The organism is Ideonella sp. (assembly GCF_041918995.1).
Taxonomy (GTDB): Bacteria; Pseudomonadota; Gammaproteobacteria; order Burkholderiales; family Burkholderiaceae_C; genus Ideonella.
This window is the reverse complement of sequence record NZ_JAYRUN010000021.1, coordinates 1-14,872: the sequence shown is the minus strand read 5'-3', so window position 1 is coordinate 14,872 and position 14,872 is coordinate 1. Positions and strand designations below refer to the sequence as shown.

Genomic DNA, 14,872 nt, shown 5'->3' with positions numbered 1-14,872 from the left:
CGAAAATACATGGGCGATGGCTCATGCCAGCGCCTGCAGCGCCTGGCGCAGCTTGTCCAGGCAGCGCGCCCGCGTGGGCCCCACGCTGCCGAGCGCCATGCCCATGCGCCCGGCCACCTCCTCGTAGCTCAGCGGCGGGTCGCTCAGGTACAGGTAACTCAGCAGTTCGCGGCTGCGGGCGTCGAGGCGCGCCATCGCGCGCTGCACCTGCTGCTGCGCCTGCAGCGCCTGCAGTTGCTCCGCAGGCAGAAGGGCGTCGTGGTCGACGGGCTCGGCGTCGGCCGGGTTGCCCGTCTCGTCCTCGGTGGGGCCACCGACGGCGGCCGCCAGCGGTGCTTCACGCTGCCGCTGGCGCAGCCGACGCAGGGTCTCCCGCCGGGCCGTCGTCACGAGCCAGGCCTGCACCCGTTCGGGCTGCTGCAGGCGCGGCAGCTGCTGCCACAAGGCGGTGAACGCGACCTGGAAGACATCCGCCGCTTCGTGTTCATCCAGCCCGGCGCGCCGGGGCACGGTGTAGATCAGCCGCTGGTAGCGCTGCACCAGGGTGCGCCAGGCGGCGGGGCTGCCCCGCTGGCAGGCACGCACCAGATCGGCGTCATTCGGCTCGGGGCCGGGCGGCAGGGGAGCGTCGTCCATGCATACGCCGGCCGCGCGCCCCGCGCTGGGCGCACGACCAAGCCCTCCAGTCGTGTAGGGTGATGTACGTGAAGCGGCCCGTCCGGCTCTGTGGGGCATCGACGCCCACGTCCACACGCCAGCCAGGGTACGCGTCGACCCTGCGATCCGCTGGCGCATCCGGAGGTTCCCTTCATGTTCACCCGTTCGATCGCCCTGTCGCTCGTCGCCTTCGCCGGCCTGCATGCCAGCCCCGCCCTGGCGGAGGAAATCTCCTGTGCCGGCACGCTCGGTGCCGTCTCCGTCGACAACGTGTTCGTGCCCGACGGCAGCACCTGCGTCATGGACCTCACCCGCGTGAAGGGCAGCGTCGTCGTCGGCACCGGCAGCACGCTCTACGCCCGCAGCGTGCGGGTGGTGGGCAACGTCCAGGCCGAAGGCTCGGCCCTGGTGGACATCAGCGGCACCAGCAGCGTGGGCGGTGCCGTCCAGGTGGTGCAAGGCGGCGGCGCCCTCATTCGTCAGGCGCGCATCACGGGTGACCTGCAGCTGGAGAGCAACCGCGCCCGCGTGACGGCCACCGGCAATGTGGTCGGCGGCAACCTGCAGGCCTTCCAGAACCAAGGTGGCGTGGTGCTGCGCAACAACCGCATCCATGGCAACCTGCAGTGCAAGGCCAACGTGCCCGCGCCCACGGGCAGCGGCAACCTGGCGGCCAGCAAGGAAGACCAGTGCGCGCGGCTGTGATGCAGCGCGCCTGAGTCGACACGCGGCGCCCCGGCTCAGCGTGGCTGCCGGGGCAGCCACACGCTGAAGGTGGTGCCGTCGTCCACGGTGCTGTGCACCCCCACGCGGCCGCCGTGGGCCACGGCGATCTGCTCGACGATGAACAGGCCCAGGCCGATGCCGCCTTCCGCGCCGGGACGGGCGGCCGGCTCGCCGCGTCGCAGGGGACGGAACAGCTCGCCCTGCAGCGCCGGCGGGATCGGCTCGCCCTGGTTGTGCACCTGCAGGCACACCTCGTCGTCGATGCTGCCGGCGAGGGTGAGCGTCACGGGCCGGTCGGGAGCGCCGTGGCGCAGCGCATTGCCCACCAGGTTGGCGACGACCTGCGCCAGGCGGTCCGGGTCCCAGACGCCGGTGCCCGGCCCGTGCAGGCGCAGCTCGATCTGCCGGCCCGGGTGGGTGGACCGCAGCTCGTCCACCGCATCGGCCAGCACGGCGTGGAGGTCGGCCTCGACGCGGTGCAGGGGCAGGCCCGTGCCCAGGCGGGCCTGGGTGAAATCCAGCAGGTCGCGGATCAGGCGCAGCGCCCGCTGCCCGTTGGTGTGGATGCGTGCCACGCAGCTGGCCAGTTCGGGCGGCAGGCCGCCGTGCCGCTCCAGCAGCGTGGCGTTGAGCAGGATCACCCCCAGCGGGTTGCGCAGGTCGTGCGAGGCGATGCCCACGAACATCTCGGCGAACTGCACCTGCTGCTGCAGCAGGCGCTGTGCGTCGCGGGCTGCGCGCTGGGCCTGGGCCTGGCTCAGCGCGCCACGCAGCGCCGCGCCCAGGCGCGACGCGTCCAGGCTGGACTTGCTGAGGTAGTCCGAGGCACCCGCCTTCATCAGGTCCACCGCCAGGGCCTCGTCGCCCTGCCCGGTGAGCATGACGACGGGGCAGTCCACCCCCATGCCACGCAGGTGCCGCAGCAGGGCCAGCCCGTCGATGGCGGGCATGTGGACGTCCATCAGCACGCAATCGAAGGGGTGCGCCAGCAGGAGGTCCGCGGCCTTCAGGCCGTCGGTCGCCTCGGTCAGCTCGGCCGGGGTGCCCAGCTGCCGCAGCAGCCGGCGCACGGCCATGCGGTCGAGCTCGTCGTCGTCGATCAGCAGCAGCCGCAGCGGCGCGTCCGGACCATCGGGGTTCACGGCATCTCCATCAGCGTCCAGTACTTCTGCAGCACGGACATCAGTTCGACGAAGGTCGTGAAGGTCACGGGTTTGACGAGGTAGCCCGCCACGTGGAGCTGGTAGGCCTCGACCTTGTCCTGCTCCTCGCTGGAGGTGGTGAGCGCGACGACGCTGATGTGGCGCAGCGCAGGGTCGGCGCGCAGCTCGCGCAGGAACTCGATGCCGTTCATGCGCGGCATGTTCAGGTCGAGCAGCACCAGCAGCCGGCTGGCGGGCACCGTGCCGTCACGCAGCATGGCCAGCGCCTGCACGCCGTCGCGCGCCAGGTGCAGCGGGTTGGTCAGGTTGGCCCGCCGGAAGGCCCGCTGCACGTTCATGACGTCGACGTCGTCGTCGTCGACCAGCAGGATGTTCAGGCTGCGGTGGGGTACGGCGTCCATGCTCATGGGTTGCCCTGACGTGGCCAGGTGAAGTGGAAGGTGGCGCCCTCGCCCTCGGCCGACTCCACCCAGGCCCGGCCGCCACGCGATTGGACCAGCTTGCGCACCACCGACAGGCCGATGCCCGTGCCTTCGACACGGTCGCGCGACTGCAGCGTCTGGAACATGGCCCAGATGCGTTCATGGTACTGGGGGGCAATGCCCGGACCATCGTCGCGCACCCAGAAGTGCCAGGTGGCGCCCTCCGGCCGCACGCCCACCTGCACCGGGCCGGCCCCATGCTTGAGTGCATTGCCCACCAGGTTGAGGAACACCTGCTGCAGTGTCGACCGGTCGGTCTGCAGCACCGGCATGCCGGGCGCCACCTCCACCGGACGGCCCGCGGGCGGGGCCAGCAGCTCGACCACCTCGCGCAGCAGCTCCGCCACGTCCACCGGCTCGGGGTGGCCGGCTGCCCGCCCGGCGCGGCTGTACGCCAGGATGCCGTCGATCAGGGCCTCCATGCGGTGGATGCGGCCCTTCATGAGCTGGGTGTACTCCAGGATCTCCGGCGACGCGCGCTCGCCGAGGTCCTCCACCAGCCACTGCGCCAGGTTGGCGATGCCACGCAGCGGCGCCTTGAGGTCGTGGCTGGCCACGTAGGCGAACTGGTCGAGTTCACGGTTGGAGTGCTCCAGCGCCGCGCGCGCCTCGCGCTCGCCCGCCAGCGCCGCCTGGGCGGCCTGCACGGCCATGCCCAGCCGCCTGCCCGCCCGCGCGTGGGCCAGGGTCAGCGCCCACAGCAGCAGGCTGATCAGCACGCCCGCCGCCGCCGTGGCCTGCGGCAGCCAGGCCTGCGGCACGGCGGCACGCGAGCGCGGCACGAAGCTCAGCGTCCACACCTGACCGCCGAACTCCAGGCGCCGCAGCAGCCAGTCGGATGGGTCGGTCTGCTCGGCGCCGTCGAAGGCATGCAGCACGTTGTCGGCACGCGGCTCGCCGCCTGCGTGCACACGCACCGGCCGCACGGCCGGGTTGCCGCCCAGCGCCGAGCCGAAAAAATCCGGGGCCCGGAACGGCGCGTACACGAAGCCGGCCAGCTGGCGGCGACGCGCTTCCAGCCCCACCGGCACCATCGCGCCGCGGTACATGGGCGCGTACACCAGGAAGCCCGCGCTCTTGTGGCGGTCGATCTCCTGCATCAGCACCACGCGGTCGGACAGGGCGAAGGTGCCGGTGTCGCGGGCCCGGGCCATGGCGTCGGCACGTGTCGGTTCGGAGAACATGTCGAAGCCCACCGCGGCAAGGTTGCGCTCGTCGGGCGGTTCCAGGTAGAGGATGCTGAACATCCATTCGCGCCGCCCCGGCGGGAAGACACGGAAGCCGGTCATGCCCTGGGCGCGGGCGGCGGCCTCGAACGCCGGCACCTGTTCACCGTCCAGCCGGGGGGTGTAGCCGATGCCGCGGATGCCGGGGTAGTCGGTGAAGACGTTCAAGCGCTCGTAGAAGCCGTGGAAGCCCTCGCGGTCGAGCTGGGCGCCTTCCAGCTCCACGAACGCCCGCGTCGCCCTCAACAGCGCCACGTAGGCGTCCAGGCGCGAGCGCAGATGGCCCATCTGCTGCTCGACGGCCGCACCGACCTCGGCCTGCGCGGCGGCCGCCACCGAGCGCTGCGCCATGCCGGTGGCCACGGCCGTGAGCGACAGCGCCGCCAGCAGCACCAGCCACGGCAGCCCGAGAGCACGCTGCCATCCGCGCAGCAGCCAGGGAGCCGGCGCAGCGGTGGAGGCGCGTGCCTCGCCGCCGGGCGCCGCAGGAGCTTCGTCAGACGCCATGCATTCGCGGCGTCGTGCGCCGCCCTGTCAGGAGGCGGCGGATGTTAGGACAGGCCACGGTGCCCCTGCCGGCCGGCAGGGGCTTGCGGGCTCAGCCCATGTGCAGGCCGCCGTTGCAGGAGAAGTCGGCGCCGGTGGTGAAACCGGAGTCGTCACCCGCCAACCAGCCGACGATGGAGGCGATCTCCTCGGGCGCGCCCAGGCGCTTGACCGGGATGGTGGCGACGATCTTCTCGAGCACCTCCGGCTTGATGGCACGCACCATGTCCGTGCCGATGTAGCCCGGGCTCACCGTGTTCACGGTCACGCCCTTGGCCGCCAGCTCCTGCGCCAGGGCCATGGTGAAGCCGTGCATGCCGGCCTTGGCGGCGGAGTAGTTGGTCTGGCCGGCCTGGCCCTTCTCGCCGTTGACGGAGGAGATCTGGATGATGCGCCCCCAGCCCTTCTCCACCATGCCCGGGACCACCTGCTTGGTCACGTTGAACATGGAGTTCAGGTTGGTGTCGATGACGGCATGCCAGTCGTCCGGCGTCATCTTCAGGAACATGCGGTCGCGGGTGATGCCCGCGTTGTTCACCAGCACGTCGATCGAGCCGTGCTCGGCCACCGCCTTGGAGAACGCCTCCACGGTCGAGTCCCAGTCCGCCACGTTGCCCACGGAGGCGTGGAAGTCGAACCCCAGCGCCTTCTGTTCGTCGAGCCACTTCGTGAAATCGCGGCTGGGGCCACAGCCCGCGATGACCGTGAAGCCGCTCTTGTGCAGCCGCTGGCAGATCGCGGTGCCGATGCCACCCATGCCACCGGTCACGTAGGCCACTTTCTTCGCCATGTCTTGCTCTCCTTGTGATGCGTTCGATGCCGGCCCCGCCGCTGGGGCCTTGCGTCCACTATTGCGCGCGCGGGCGCCGCTGGGCAGCGGATAAGCCCTTAGCCGCGCCCGCGTCCCGCCGCGGGCGCCGGCCGGTCAGCGCTCGACCGTGAGGGCCACGCCCATGCCGCCGCCGATGCACAGCGACGCGATGCCCTTCCTCGCGTCGCGCCGCTGCATCTCGTGCAGCAGGGTCACGAGGATGCGGCAGCCGGAGGCGCCGATGGGGTGGCCGAGGGCGATGGCCCCGCCGTTGACGTTGACCTTGCTGGTGTCCCAACCCATTTCCTGGTGCACGGCGCAGGCCTGGGCGGCGAAGGCCTCGTTGATCTCCAGCAGGTCCAGGTCGGCTGCCTGCCAGCCGGCGCGCTCCAGCGCCTTGCGGGCCGCCGGCACCGGCCCCATGCCCATGGTGGCGGGGTCGAGGCCCGCCGAGGCATAGCTGGCGATGCGGGCGAGCGGCCGCAGGCCCAGCGCCGCGGCGCGCGCCGCGGACATGACCATCACCGCGGCGGCACCGTCGTTGAGGCCGGACGCGTTGCCGGCCGTCACCGAGCCCGTCTTGTCGAAGGCGGGCCGCAGGCCGGCCAGCGCCTCGGCACTGGTCTTGCGATTGATGTACTCGTCGCTGTCGAAGACGAGCGGGTTGCCCTTCTTCTGGGGAATCGACACGCCGACGATCTCGTCCTTGAACCGGCCGGCTTCCTGGGCCGCCGCTGCCTTTTGCTGAGACGCCAGCGCCAGCGCATCCTGCATCTCCCGGGTGATGCCGTACTGCCGCGCCACGTTCTCCGCGGTGATGCCCATGTGGTACTGGTTGTACACGTCCCACAGCCCGTCGTGCACCATGGTGTCGACGAGTTTCCAGTCGCCCATGCGCTGGCCGTCGCGGGAATTGGGCAGCACGTGCGGCGCCGCGCTCATGTTCTCCTGGCCACCGGCGATGACGATGTCGCTGTCGCCGTCGCGGATGGCCTGCACGGCCAGCATCACCGCCTTCAGGCCGGAGCCGCAGACCTTGTTGATCGTCATGGCCGGCACGCCATGCGGCAGACCGGCACGGATGAGCGCCTGGCGGGCGGGGTTCTGGCCCGCGCCGGCCGTGAGGACCTGGCCCAGGATCACCTCGCCCACCTGCTCGGGCGCCAGTCCGCTGCGCTGCAGCAGCGCACGGATGACGGTGGCACCCAGTTCAGGCGCCGGGGTGCGGGCGAGGCTGCCGCCGAACTTGCCCACCGCGGTGCGGGCGGCGGCGACGATGACGATGTCGTTACCCATGCAGGTCTCCGTTTGAATTCAGGAAATCGACCCGGTGGCGCGCGCGGATCCGGCTGGGCCGGTCCACTGCGCGAGCCCTCGGGGGCAGCGACCGGCAAAAAGCGTGGGGGCTCACGCTTTCGCCTTGACGTAGCGGCCGGGGGCCGGCTCGATCGGCTTGTGACGGCGGTCGCCCGGCGCCTTGGGCGCGGCCACCATTGGGCCGGCGTGGCGCTTGAGCCAGGCGGCCCAGCCGTCCCACCAGCTGCCCGGGTGCTCGGTGGCGCCGGCGAGCCAGTCCTCCGCGCGGGCGGGCAGCGTGTCGTTCGTCCAGTGGCTGCGCTTGCGCGCGGCGGGCGGGTTGATGACGCCGGCGATGTGGCCGGACGCTCCCAGCACGAAGCGCTTGGGCCCGCTGAACACCCGGGTCGACGCGTAGGCGCCCTTCCAGGGCACGATGTGGTCCTCGCGCGACCCGTAGATGAACACCGGCGCCTCGATCCTGCCCAGGTCGAGCTTCTCACCGCAGACGGTGAGCTTGCCCGGCTGCTTCAGCTCGTCCTGCAGGTAGGTGTGGCGCAGGTACCAGCAGTACATGGGCCCCGGCATGTTCGTGGAGTCGCTGTTCCAGTACAGCAGGTCGAACGGCGGCGGGGACTCGCCCTTGAGGTAGTTGCCCACCACGTAGTTCCACACCAGGTCGTTGGGGCGCAGGAAGCTGAAGGTGGTGGCCAGTTCCTGGCCCTTGAGCAGGGCCGGGCCGTTGGGGGCATCGGCGCCCAGCGTCATCTCCCGCAACTGCACGGAGGCCTCGTCCACGAACAGGTCGAGCACGCCGGTGTCGGAGAAATCGATGAAGGTGGTCAGCAGCGTCACCGACGCCGCGGGCTGCTCGCCCCGCGCAGCCAGCACGCCCAGCGCCGTGGCCAGGATGGTGCCGCCCACGCAGAAGCCCAGCGTGTCGATCGTCTCCTGGCCGGAGATCTGCTGCACCACGCGGATGGCCTGGATCGCGGCGTGCTCGATGTAGTCGTCCCAGGTCTTGGCGGCCATGGAGTCGTCGGGATTGCGCCAGCTGACGACGAACACCCGGTGGCCCTGCTGCACCGTGTAGCGGATGAACGAGTTCTCCGGCTGCAGGTCCAGGATGTAGTACTTGTTGATGCACGGCGGCACGAACAGCATCGGGCGCTGGTGCACCTTGGCCGTGAGCGGCGTGTACTCGATGAGCTGGAAGTACTCGTTCTCGTACACCACCGTGCCCTCGGTGGTGGCCACGTTGCGGCCCACCTCGAACACGCTCTCGTCGGTCTGGGAGACATGGCCTTGCTGCAGGTCGTGCACCAGGTGCTGGATGCCCGCCGCGATGCTCTGGCCCTGCGTTTCCAGCGCCTTGCGCTGCGCCTCGGGGTTCAGCGCGAGGAAGTTGCTGGGGCTCATCGCGTCCACCCACTGCTGCACGGCGAAGCGCACCCGCGCCTTCGTCTTCTCGTCGCCCTGCAGCGCCTCGGCCATCTGCATCAGCGTGCGTGCATTCAGCAAGTACATCTGGGCGGTGTACGCGGCCGCCGGGTTGGTTGCCCAGTCCTTGGCCGCGAAGCGGCGGTCGGCCAGCGGCGCGGCCGGTCTTGCATCGGAGGCCGGCCGGGCCTCGGGCGCGGCGGCTTCGACGGTCTGGTTCCAGAGGGAAGCGGCCTGCTTGAGGTAGTCGCCCTGCAACTGCGCCAGCGTGGACGGCGGCAGGCTGAGGCCGGAGAATGACCGCCACACGTCGCCCACGGCGTGGCCGAAGGCCTGTGCCTGCTCCTGTGCCTGGGCGCCCAATGCCGTGAGGGGCTCGAACGACGGGGTGGTGGACTTGCCTGTCACTGCGTCTGTCTCCTTGGCGGGAATGTGCGAAAAGTCGCGGCCCGGCGGCACGATTGGATGGGCGCAAGCTTACCTCACGATGACCTTCGATTTCGTTACGTGAGATTCCCTACCGAATAATGAAATGCACATCGTCGCGATCGCCTGGCTCTTCGTGGCCATTCTGATGGCCGCCGCGGAAGCGACCTCGGCCCAGGGCACCGTGCTCGGGGCGCTGTTCACGCTGCTGCTGTACGGGCTGCTTCCCGTGGCGATCATCGTGTACATCCTGGGCACCCCGGCACGCCGGCGGGCGCGGCGCGCGGCGGAAGCCGCCGCGGAACCGGCCGCGCCGCACGGGGCCGCCGCCGAGCCGCAGCCGGCGCCATCGGCCGGCACGCCCCCGCCCGCGCCGCCCGCTGGCTGACGCCATCCCGGCGCGGGCGCGCGCTCAGCGCAGCCAGATGGCGGCCGCGTGCCGCCCCGTCAGCCCGTCGCGGCGAAAGGAGAAGAAGGCCGCCGGGTCGCTGAAGGTGCACCACACGCCGCCGGCCTGGCGGTGCACGCCCAGCGCCGCCAGGCGCTGACGGGCCAGCGCCGGCAGATCCGCCCACCACTTGCCCGCCCGCGCGCCGGGCCGGAAGCAGGCGGAAGAGGCGGGGCCGAACGCCTCGCGCACGTCCTCACCCACCTCGAAGGCCGCCGGGCCGATGCACGCGCCGAGCCAGGCGCTCAGCTCCGCCGCCTCGCAGCCTGCCGCCTCGCACAAGGCCTGCACCGTGACCTCGAGCACACCGCCCGCCAGGCCGCGCCAGCCGGCATGCGCGGCCGCGACGCCCCGCCCGCCGGGCGCCGCGAACAGCACCGGAAGGCAGTCGGCCACCAGCACCGTGCAGGCGATGCCCGTCTCGGTGGTGACGCTGGCGTCGGCGCGGGGATGGCCACGGCCGGGCGCCAGGTCCGCGCGCGTCAGGCGCACCACCTGCGCACCGTGGACCTGGTCCAGGAACACCGGCTGCGCCCCCTCCAGCCAGGCGGTGAAGCGGCGCTGGTTCTCCTGGATCGCGGCGGGCTCGTCCATGGCGTCACCGCGCAGGCCGGCGGGCCGCAGGTTCATGCTGTCGAACGGGGCACGGCTGACGCCGCCCCGGCGCGTGGCCATCAGCCCCCCCACCTCGGGCGGCAGGCCCTCGGCCGGCAGGTAGGCCGGCACGCCGGCCCCCGGCGCGGCCGCGGGCGCCATGGCGCGCGGATCACGCATCCGGACAGCGCTCCGGCCGCGTGGCCTCGAAGGCATCGAGTTGCATGCAGGACTCGAACACGCGCATGACGTTCGGCACGTGGTCCAGACGGCACTGGAAGCGCTGGGCGTTGAACACCTGCGGCACCAGCACGCAATCCGCCAGGCCCGGGCGGTCGCCGCCGCAGAACCGCATGGGCTGCGCGGCCAGCTGGCGCTCCACCACCTCCAGCCCGGTCTCGACCCAGTGGCGGTACCAGCGGTCCTTGGCCGCCTCGTCCACGCCGAGCGACTGCACCAGGTAACGCAGCACACGCAGGTTGTTCAGCGGGTGGATCTCGCAGGCGATGTCCAGCGCCAGCGCCCGCACCCGGGCGCGTGCCACCGGATCGGACGGCAGCAGGGGCGGCTCGGGGTGCGTCTCCTCCAGGTACTCGATGATGGCCAGCGACTGGTGGATGTGCTGGTCGCCGTCCTGCAGCAGCGGCACCAGGCGCGAGGCGGACACCGCGGCATACGACTCGGCCGCCTGCTCGTTCTTCTGCAGGTGCACCGGACGGTAGGCGTACGGCAGGCCCTTCAGGGCCAGCGCGATGCGCACCCGGTAAGACGCGGAGGAGCGGAAGTAGTTGAAGAGTTCCATGTCAGCCCCTCAGGACAGCGGCGGATCGATGCGCAGGCGCAGGCTGCCCAGGCCCTCGATCGAGGCGGTCAGCTGGTCGCCTGCGGCCACGGCGCCCACGCCCGCCGGCGTGCCGGTGTAGATCAGGTCGCCCGGCGCCAGCGTCCAGGCACGGCTGAGTGCCGCGATGGTCTCGGCCACGTTCCAGATGAGGTCGGCGATGTCGCCCGTCTGGCGGCGCTGGCCGTTGACGTCCAGCGTGATCGCACCGCGCGTGATCTCGCCGGTGCGCGCCCGGGGATGGAGAGGGCCGATCGGCGCGCTCTGTTCGAAGCCCTTGCCGATGCACCACGGCCGGCCCTGCTTCTTCATGTCGTTCTGCAGGTCGCGGCGCGTCATGTCCAGGCCGATCGCGTAGCCCCAGATCAGGTCGAGCGCGCGCTCGGGCGGCACGTCGCGCCCGCCGGCGCCCAACGCCACCACGAGCTCTACCTCGTGGTGCAGGTTCTGCGTCAGCGTGGGATACGCCATGGCGCCCTGCTCGCCCTCGGCCACCGGCAACACCGTGTCGGCCGGCTTGAGGAAGAAGAACGGCGGCTCCCGGCCGGTGTGACCCATCTCCACGGCGTGCTCCGCGTAGTTGCGGCCCACGCAGTAGATGCGGTGAACGGGAAACTGGCCGCCGCCGGCCACGGGAACGGCCACCGGCGCGGGTGGCGGGAAGACGAAGGACATCGTGCGGGTGTCGGGTGGGCAGACGTGGAAGCCGTGCGCCCGGCGGGCGCATCCGGCCGACCGCCCGGATCATGCCACGGCAGGCACCGTGGGCCGGGTGCGCCCTACACTGGCCCGCATGCAGCTCGGACGATCCATCGCCCACTGCCGCGCCTGCGGCAGCCCCGTCGACTACCGCGTGCCCGCCGACGACAACCGGCCGCGTGCCGTGTGCCCCGCCTGCCAGACCATCCACTACGAGAACCCGCTGAACGTGGTGGGCACGGTGCCGGTGTGGCAGGACCAGGTGCTGCTGTGCCGCCGCGCCATCGAGCCGCGCCACGGCTTCTGGACCTTGCCGGCCGGCTTCATGGAACTGGGCGAGACGACCGAACAGGGCGCCCTGCGCGAGACGGACGAGGAGGCCGGCGCCCAGGTGGTGCTGGAGGGCCTGTTCGCGGTGCTCAACGTGGTGCGGGTCGGCCAGGTGCACCTGTTCTACCGGGCACGCATGCTGGACACGCGGCTGGCGCCCGGGCCGGAGACGCTCGAGGCGCGGCTGTTCCGCGAAGACGAGATCCCATGGGACGAGCTCGCCTTCCGCACCGTGCGCGACACCCTGCAGCGCTACTTCGCCGACCGCCGCCGCGGGCAGTTCGGCGTGCACTGCGCGGACATCGCCTGAACGGCGGCGCCCGCGCCCACCGGCATCAGCCCGGTGGCACGACGGGCCCGGTCAGGCCGTCCAGCCCGCAGCCGGCCAGCGCCTCGGCGTCCTCCGGGCGCGTCACGCCCTCGGCATACACCTTCAGGCCGATGCCGTGCAGCATGCGCACCACGCCGGCCACGTGGTCGCGCCGGGCGGTGTCGGCAGCGATGCCTTCCACGAAGCTCGCGTCGAGCTTGACGAAATCGAGCCCGGATTCGAGCAGGGCCACCGCCTCGGTGAGCCGCTCGCCCGCGTGCTCCAGGCCCACGTGCGCGCCGCTGCGGTGCACCTGGTTGACCATCTCGCGCACCAGGTCCATGTGGCGCAGGGCGCCGTCCTCGGCCAGCTCCAGCGACAGACCCGGGGCCTCGCGGGGATAGCCCTCGAGCAGCCCGCGCAGGTTGGGCAGGAAGCTGCTGTCCTGCAGCGAGCCGGGGCTCACGTTGACCGACCGCGCCATGCCGTCACCGGCGATGGCCGACAGCGCCAGCCGGGCGGCCACGAGGTCGATGCGGGCGGTCAGCTGCGTGCGGCGTGCCATGGGCAGCCACTGGGAGGCCGGCACCAGCGGGCCCTGCTCGTCGAGCTGCAGGCGCAGCGGGCATTCGCGGTGCAGCACGGCGCCGTGCATGTCCACCAGGGGGAACTCCACCAGCTGCGCGCGCTGGTGGGTGACGGCCGACTGCAGCTTCTCCCGCCACGCGTCCTCGCCCAGCACCAGGCCGTCGCCGGTGTCGTCCAGCTCCACTGCGTAGGCGCCACGCCCCTCGGCGCGCGCCAGCGCCTGGTCGGCCGCCGCCAGCAGCGACGACATCGGCGCCCCATGCCACCAGCGCACCGCGCCCACCACCGCGTTGGCGCCCGCGTCATGCGAACGCAGCAGGTTGCGCAGGCGCGCGGCCACGTCGACCGCCGGCTCGCGCAGGGAGCCACCCGCGTCGGGCAGCACCAGGGCGAAGTCCGAGCCGTTCAGCCGGCCCACTTCCATGGAACCCGCCCGACGGGCCGATTCGACGATGGCCGCGGCCGCCTGCTGCAGCAGCCGGTCGGTCGCGGCGTGTCCCAGGCGCCGGTTCAGGCCCTGGAGGTCCACCAGCCGCACCAGCACGATGGCGCCGCCGGAGCTGCCGTCCTCGCTGTTGAGCGCCACCTTGAGCCGGCCCATGAAGTGCGCGCGGTTGGACAGCCCGGTGAGCGCATCGCAGTTGGCCTGCCGGCGCAGCTGCTCCACCTGCGAGGCCTGCTCGTCGAACATGCTCTTGAGGCGGCCCACCATGGTGTTCATGGCGCGCGTCACCTCGCGCAGCTCGGGCACGCTGGGCTCGGCAATGGTGATGAAACGCCGCTCCGTGATGGCGGCGGCCTGCTGCACCGTGGCCTCCAGCGGCAGGCGGATGCGCCGCACGCCCACGACGGCCAGCGCCCCCAGCGCCACCGCCGCGGCCAGCAGCCACCCGGCCGTGGCGAGCGCGTCGTGCCACAGCTGGTCGTGCGCAAACGCCACCTGGCTGCGCACCTCCAGGCGCCCCGCCGGCTGGCCGGCAAGGCTGACCGGTGCCACGCCGGGTGCGGGGTCGATGCCCAGCAGCGCCACGAACCAGCCGGGGGCCACCGCCGGCTGCGCCGGCGCCTGCCGCTGCACGCGCACGGCCCCGTCGCTGCCCAGCCAGGCCAGGCGTTCGTAGTGGCCGGTCTCGAACTGGCTGCCCAGGACCAGCTCCACGGCGGTGGCGTCGCCACTCTGCCGCGATACCGCCAGGGCGAGGAATTGCGCGGTGTCCGCGTTCTTCAATGCCACCTGCGTCTGCAGCGCCTGGTGCGCTGAGGTCAGGGCGATGCCAAAGGCGGCGCTGAACGCCAGCACCAGCGTCAACGCGAGCAAGAGCCAAACCTGGCGGATCAAAGACATGGGTCCTCCTGGGCGACCTTATACCTCGTCCGCCGGCCCGCCCATTGGGGGAAAAGGCGGCTCGCCGGAAGTGCCGCTGCCGTGACCGGCGCACGCCCGGCGCGCGGCAGCGGGCGGGAAACCACGGGATTTTCGATAGACTGACGCGGCCCGTGGCCACGGGCGGATTGTTCCTGCGCCCGGTTCCTGCACATGCCCCGTCGTTCCCTGCCCGCCCGCTTCTCCCGCCTGCCATGGCAGCACTGGGCCTCGGCCAGCCTGCTGGCCTGCGCGATCGGCGCCCATGCCCAGGCCCCCGCCGGCCGCGAGGCGCCCGAGATCCAGCGCCTGCTCAAGGACGGCCAGCCCGGCTCGGCCCTGAAGCTGATCGACGAGGCGCTGGCCAGGCAGCCGCAGGATCCACAGATGCGGTTTCGTCGTGGCGTGGCCCTGTCGATGCTGGACCGCAAGGCCGAGGCCCTGGCGGTGTTCCAGAAGCTCACGGAAGACCACCCCGAGATGCCGGCGCCGTACAACAACATGGCGGTGATCCTCGGCTCGCAGGGCGACTACGACAAGGCGCGCCAGGCGCTCGAACGCGCCATCCGCACCCACCCCGCCTACGCCACGGCGTACCAGAACCTCGGCGACGTCTACGCGCAGCTGGCCAGCCAGGCCTACACCAAGGCGCTGTCGCTGGACAAGGCCGATGCCAGCGTGCCGCCCAAGCTGGCCCTGCTGCGCGAGCTGACGTCCGGCAGCCAAGCGCCCGCGGCCGCGGCGCCCACGGTGGTGGCCAAGGCCCCTGCCCCCACCCCCACCCCCACCCCCGCACCGGTCCCGGCCCCGGCCCCGGCGACCGCCGCGCCCCCGGTGGCGGCCGCCCCGGCCAGCCGCCCGCCGCCCGCCCCGGCGGCACCGGTGGCACCGGTGGCCACGGCCGCCGCGCCCAAGCCCGGCCCCGC

15 protein-coding genes are annotated in these 14,872 nt (G+C 72.1%); 4 read left to right on the top strand and 11 right to left on the bottom strand.

Annotated features, from left to right (window positions below; genetic code table 11):
• Positions 1-21: 21 nt before the first annotated feature.
• Positions 22-636 carry an RNA polymerase sigma factor gene (locus ACE3UN_RS16885; protein WP_374676148.1) on the bottom strand — a complete coding sequence of 205 codons (615 nt, stop codon included), beginning with the start codon at positions 634-636 and terminating at the stop codon, positions 22-24.
• Positions 637-810: 174 nt separating this feature from the next.
• Between ACE3UN_RS16885 and ACE3UN_RS16880 the strand changes: the two genes are divergently transcribed.
• Positions 811-1,362, top strand: coding sequence for a hypothetical protein (locus ACE3UN_RS16880; protein WP_374676147.1), 552 nt, complete (start codon positions 811-813; stop codon positions 1,360-1,362).
• Positions 1,363-1,397: 35 nt separating this feature from the next.
• On the opposite strand, the gene ACE3UN_RS16875 is transcribed toward ACE3UN_RS16880, so the two are convergent.
• The 6 genes from ACE3UN_RS16875 to phaC form a co-directional block, all read right to left on the bottom strand.
• On the bottom strand, positions 1,398-2,525 hold the full coding sequence (locus ACE3UN_RS16875; RefSeq protein ID WP_374676146.1) for a response regulator: 1,128 nt from the start codon (positions 2,523-2,525) through the stop codon (positions 1,398-1,400).
• Positions 2,522-2,953 (bottom strand): response regulator, encoded by a 432-nt coding sequence (locus ACE3UN_RS16870; RefSeq protein ID WP_374676145.1) that lies wholly within the window; start codon positions 2,951-2,953, stop codon positions 2,522-2,524. Before ACE3UN_RS16870 ends, ACE3UN_RS16875 begins: the two co-directional genes overlap by 4 nt.
• A complete protein-coding gene (locus ACE3UN_RS16865) occupies positions 2,950-4,761 on the bottom strand; it encodes a CHASE domain-containing protein (protein WP_374676144.1) in 1,812 nt (603 codons plus the stop codon). The genes ACE3UN_RS16870 and ACE3UN_RS16865 overlap by 4 nt, the downstream gene beginning before the upstream one ends.
• A gap of 91 nt (positions 4,762-4,852) precedes the next feature.
• A complete protein-coding gene (gene phbB / locus ACE3UN_RS16860; protein WP_374676143.1) occupies positions 4,853-5,590 on the bottom strand; it encodes an acetoacetyl-CoA reductase in 738 nt (245 codons plus the stop codon).
• Between the two features lie 135 nt (positions 5,591-5,725).
• Positions 5,726-6,907 (bottom strand): acetyl-CoA C-acetyltransferase, encoded by a 1,182-nt coding sequence (locus ACE3UN_RS16855; protein ID WP_374676142.1) that lies wholly within the window; start codon positions 6,905-6,907, stop codon positions 5,726-5,728.
• 111 nt (positions 6,908-7,018) lie between these two features.
• Positions 7,019-8,755 (bottom strand): class I poly(R)-hydroxyalkanoic acid synthase, encoded by a 1,737-nt coding sequence (gene phaC, locus ACE3UN_RS16850; protein WP_374676141.1) that lies wholly within the window; start codon positions 8,753-8,755, stop codon positions 7,019-7,021.
• A 124-nt stretch (positions 8,756-8,879) separates the two neighbouring features.
• Here phaC and ACE3UN_RS16845 point away from each other — a divergent pair, with 124 nt between their 5' ends.
• A complete protein-coding gene (locus tag ACE3UN_RS16845; RefSeq protein ID WP_374676140.1) occupies positions 8,880-9,161 on the top strand; it encodes a hypothetical protein in 282 nt (93 codons plus the stop codon).
• 24 nt (positions 9,162-9,185) lie between these two features.
• On the opposite strand, the gene pgeF is transcribed toward ACE3UN_RS16845, so the two are convergent.
• From pgeF to ACE3UN_RS16830, 3 genes are read right to left on the bottom strand one after another with little or no spacing between them, the layout of a single operon-like run.
• Entirely contained in the window at positions 9,186-9,977 is a 792-nt protein-coding gene (pgeF, locus tag ACE3UN_RS16840) for a peptidoglycan editing factor PgeF (protein ID WP_374676201.1), read from the bottom strand.
• Positions 9,978-9,987: 10 nt separating this feature from the next.
• Complete coding sequence (maiA, locus tag ACE3UN_RS16835; RefSeq protein WP_374676139.1) at positions 9,988-10,617, bottom strand: maleylacetoacetate isomerase; 630 nt, start codon at positions 10,615-10,617, stop codon at positions 9,988-9,990.
• A gap of 9 nt (positions 10,618-10,626) precedes the next feature.
• On the bottom strand, positions 10,627-11,331 hold the full coding sequence (locus tag ACE3UN_RS16830) for a fumarylacetoacetate hydrolase family protein (protein WP_374676138.1): 705 nt from the start codon (positions 11,329-11,331) through the stop codon (positions 10,627-10,629).
• A gap of 118 nt (positions 11,332-11,449) precedes the next feature.
• On the opposite strand from ACE3UN_RS16830, the gene ACE3UN_RS16825 reads away from it, so the two are divergent.
• Positions 11,450-11,995 (top strand): NUDIX hydrolase, encoded by a 546-nt coding sequence (locus tag ACE3UN_RS16825; protein ID WP_374676137.1) that lies wholly within the window; start codon positions 11,450-11,452, stop codon positions 11,993-11,995.
• Between the two features lie 25 nt (positions 11,996-12,020).
• Here the strand turns inward: ACE3UN_RS16825 and ACE3UN_RS16820 are convergent, their stop codons facing one another.
• Positions 12,021-13,928: an EAL domain-containing protein gene (locus tag ACE3UN_RS16820; RefSeq protein ID WP_374676136.1), complete on the bottom strand. Its 1,908-nt coding sequence runs from the start codon at positions 13,926-13,928 to the stop codon at positions 12,021-12,023.
• A 192-nt stretch (positions 13,929-14,120) separates the two neighbouring features.
• On the opposite strand from ACE3UN_RS16820, the gene ACE3UN_RS16815 reads away from it, so the two are divergent.
• Positions 14,121-14,872 (top strand): tetratricopeptide repeat protein (locus tag ACE3UN_RS16815; RefSeq protein ID WP_374676135.1); only part of this gene is annotated, 752 nt, incomplete at its 3' end.

What these genes read in the sequence shown, in the direction of transcription:
- ACE3UN_RS16885 (WP_374676148.1), bottom strand. Translation starts at nt 636, where the DNA reads ATGGACGACGCTCCCCTGCCGCCCGGCCCCGAGCCGAATGACGCCGAT.
- ACE3UN_RS16880 (WP_374676147.1), top strand. Translation starts at nt 811, where the DNA reads ATGTTCACCCGTTCGATCGCCCTGTCGCTCGTCGCCTTCGCCGGCCTG.
- ACE3UN_RS16870 (WP_374676145.1), bottom strand. Translation starts at nt 2,953, where the DNA reads ATGAGCATGGACGCCGTACCCCACCGCAGCCTGAACATCCTGCTGGTC.
- ACE3UN_RS16865 (WP_374676144.1), bottom strand. Translation starts at nt 4,761, where the DNA reads ATGGCGTCTGACGAAGCTCCTGCGGCGCCCGGCGGCGAGGCACGCGCC.
- phbB (WP_374676143.1), bottom strand. Translation starts at nt 5,590, where the DNA reads ATGGCGAAGAAAGTGGCCTACGTGACCGGTGGCATGGGTGGCATCGGC.
- ACE3UN_RS16855 (WP_374676142.1), bottom strand. Translation starts at nt 6,907, where the DNA reads ATGGGTAACGACATCGTCATCGTCGCCGCCGCCCGCACCGCGGTGGGC.
- ACE3UN_RS16845 (WP_374676140.1), top strand. Translation starts at nt 8,880, where the DNA reads ATGCACATCGTCGCGATCGCCTGGCTCTTCGTGGCCATTCTGATGGCC.
- pgeF (WP_374676201.1), bottom strand. Translation starts at nt 9,977, where the DNA reads ATGGCGCCCGCGGCCGCGCCGGGGGCCGGCGTGCCGGCCTACCTGCCG.
- maiA (WP_374676139.1), bottom strand. Translation starts at nt 10,617, where the DNA reads ATGGAACTCTTCAACTACTTCCGCTCCTCCGCGTCTTACCGGGTGCGC.
- ACE3UN_RS16830 (WP_374676138.1), bottom strand. Translation starts at nt 11,331, where the DNA reads ATGTCCTTCGTCTTCCCGCCACCCGCGCCGGTGGCCGTTCCCGTGGCC.
- ACE3UN_RS16825 (WP_374676137.1), top strand. Translation starts at nt 11,450, where the DNA reads ATGCAGCTCGGACGATCCATCGCCCACTGCCGCGCCTGCGGCAGCCCC.
- ACE3UN_RS16820 (WP_374676136.1), bottom strand. Translation starts at nt 13,928, where the DNA reads ATGTCTTTGATCCGCCAGGTTTGGCTCTTGCTCGCGTTGACGCTGGTG.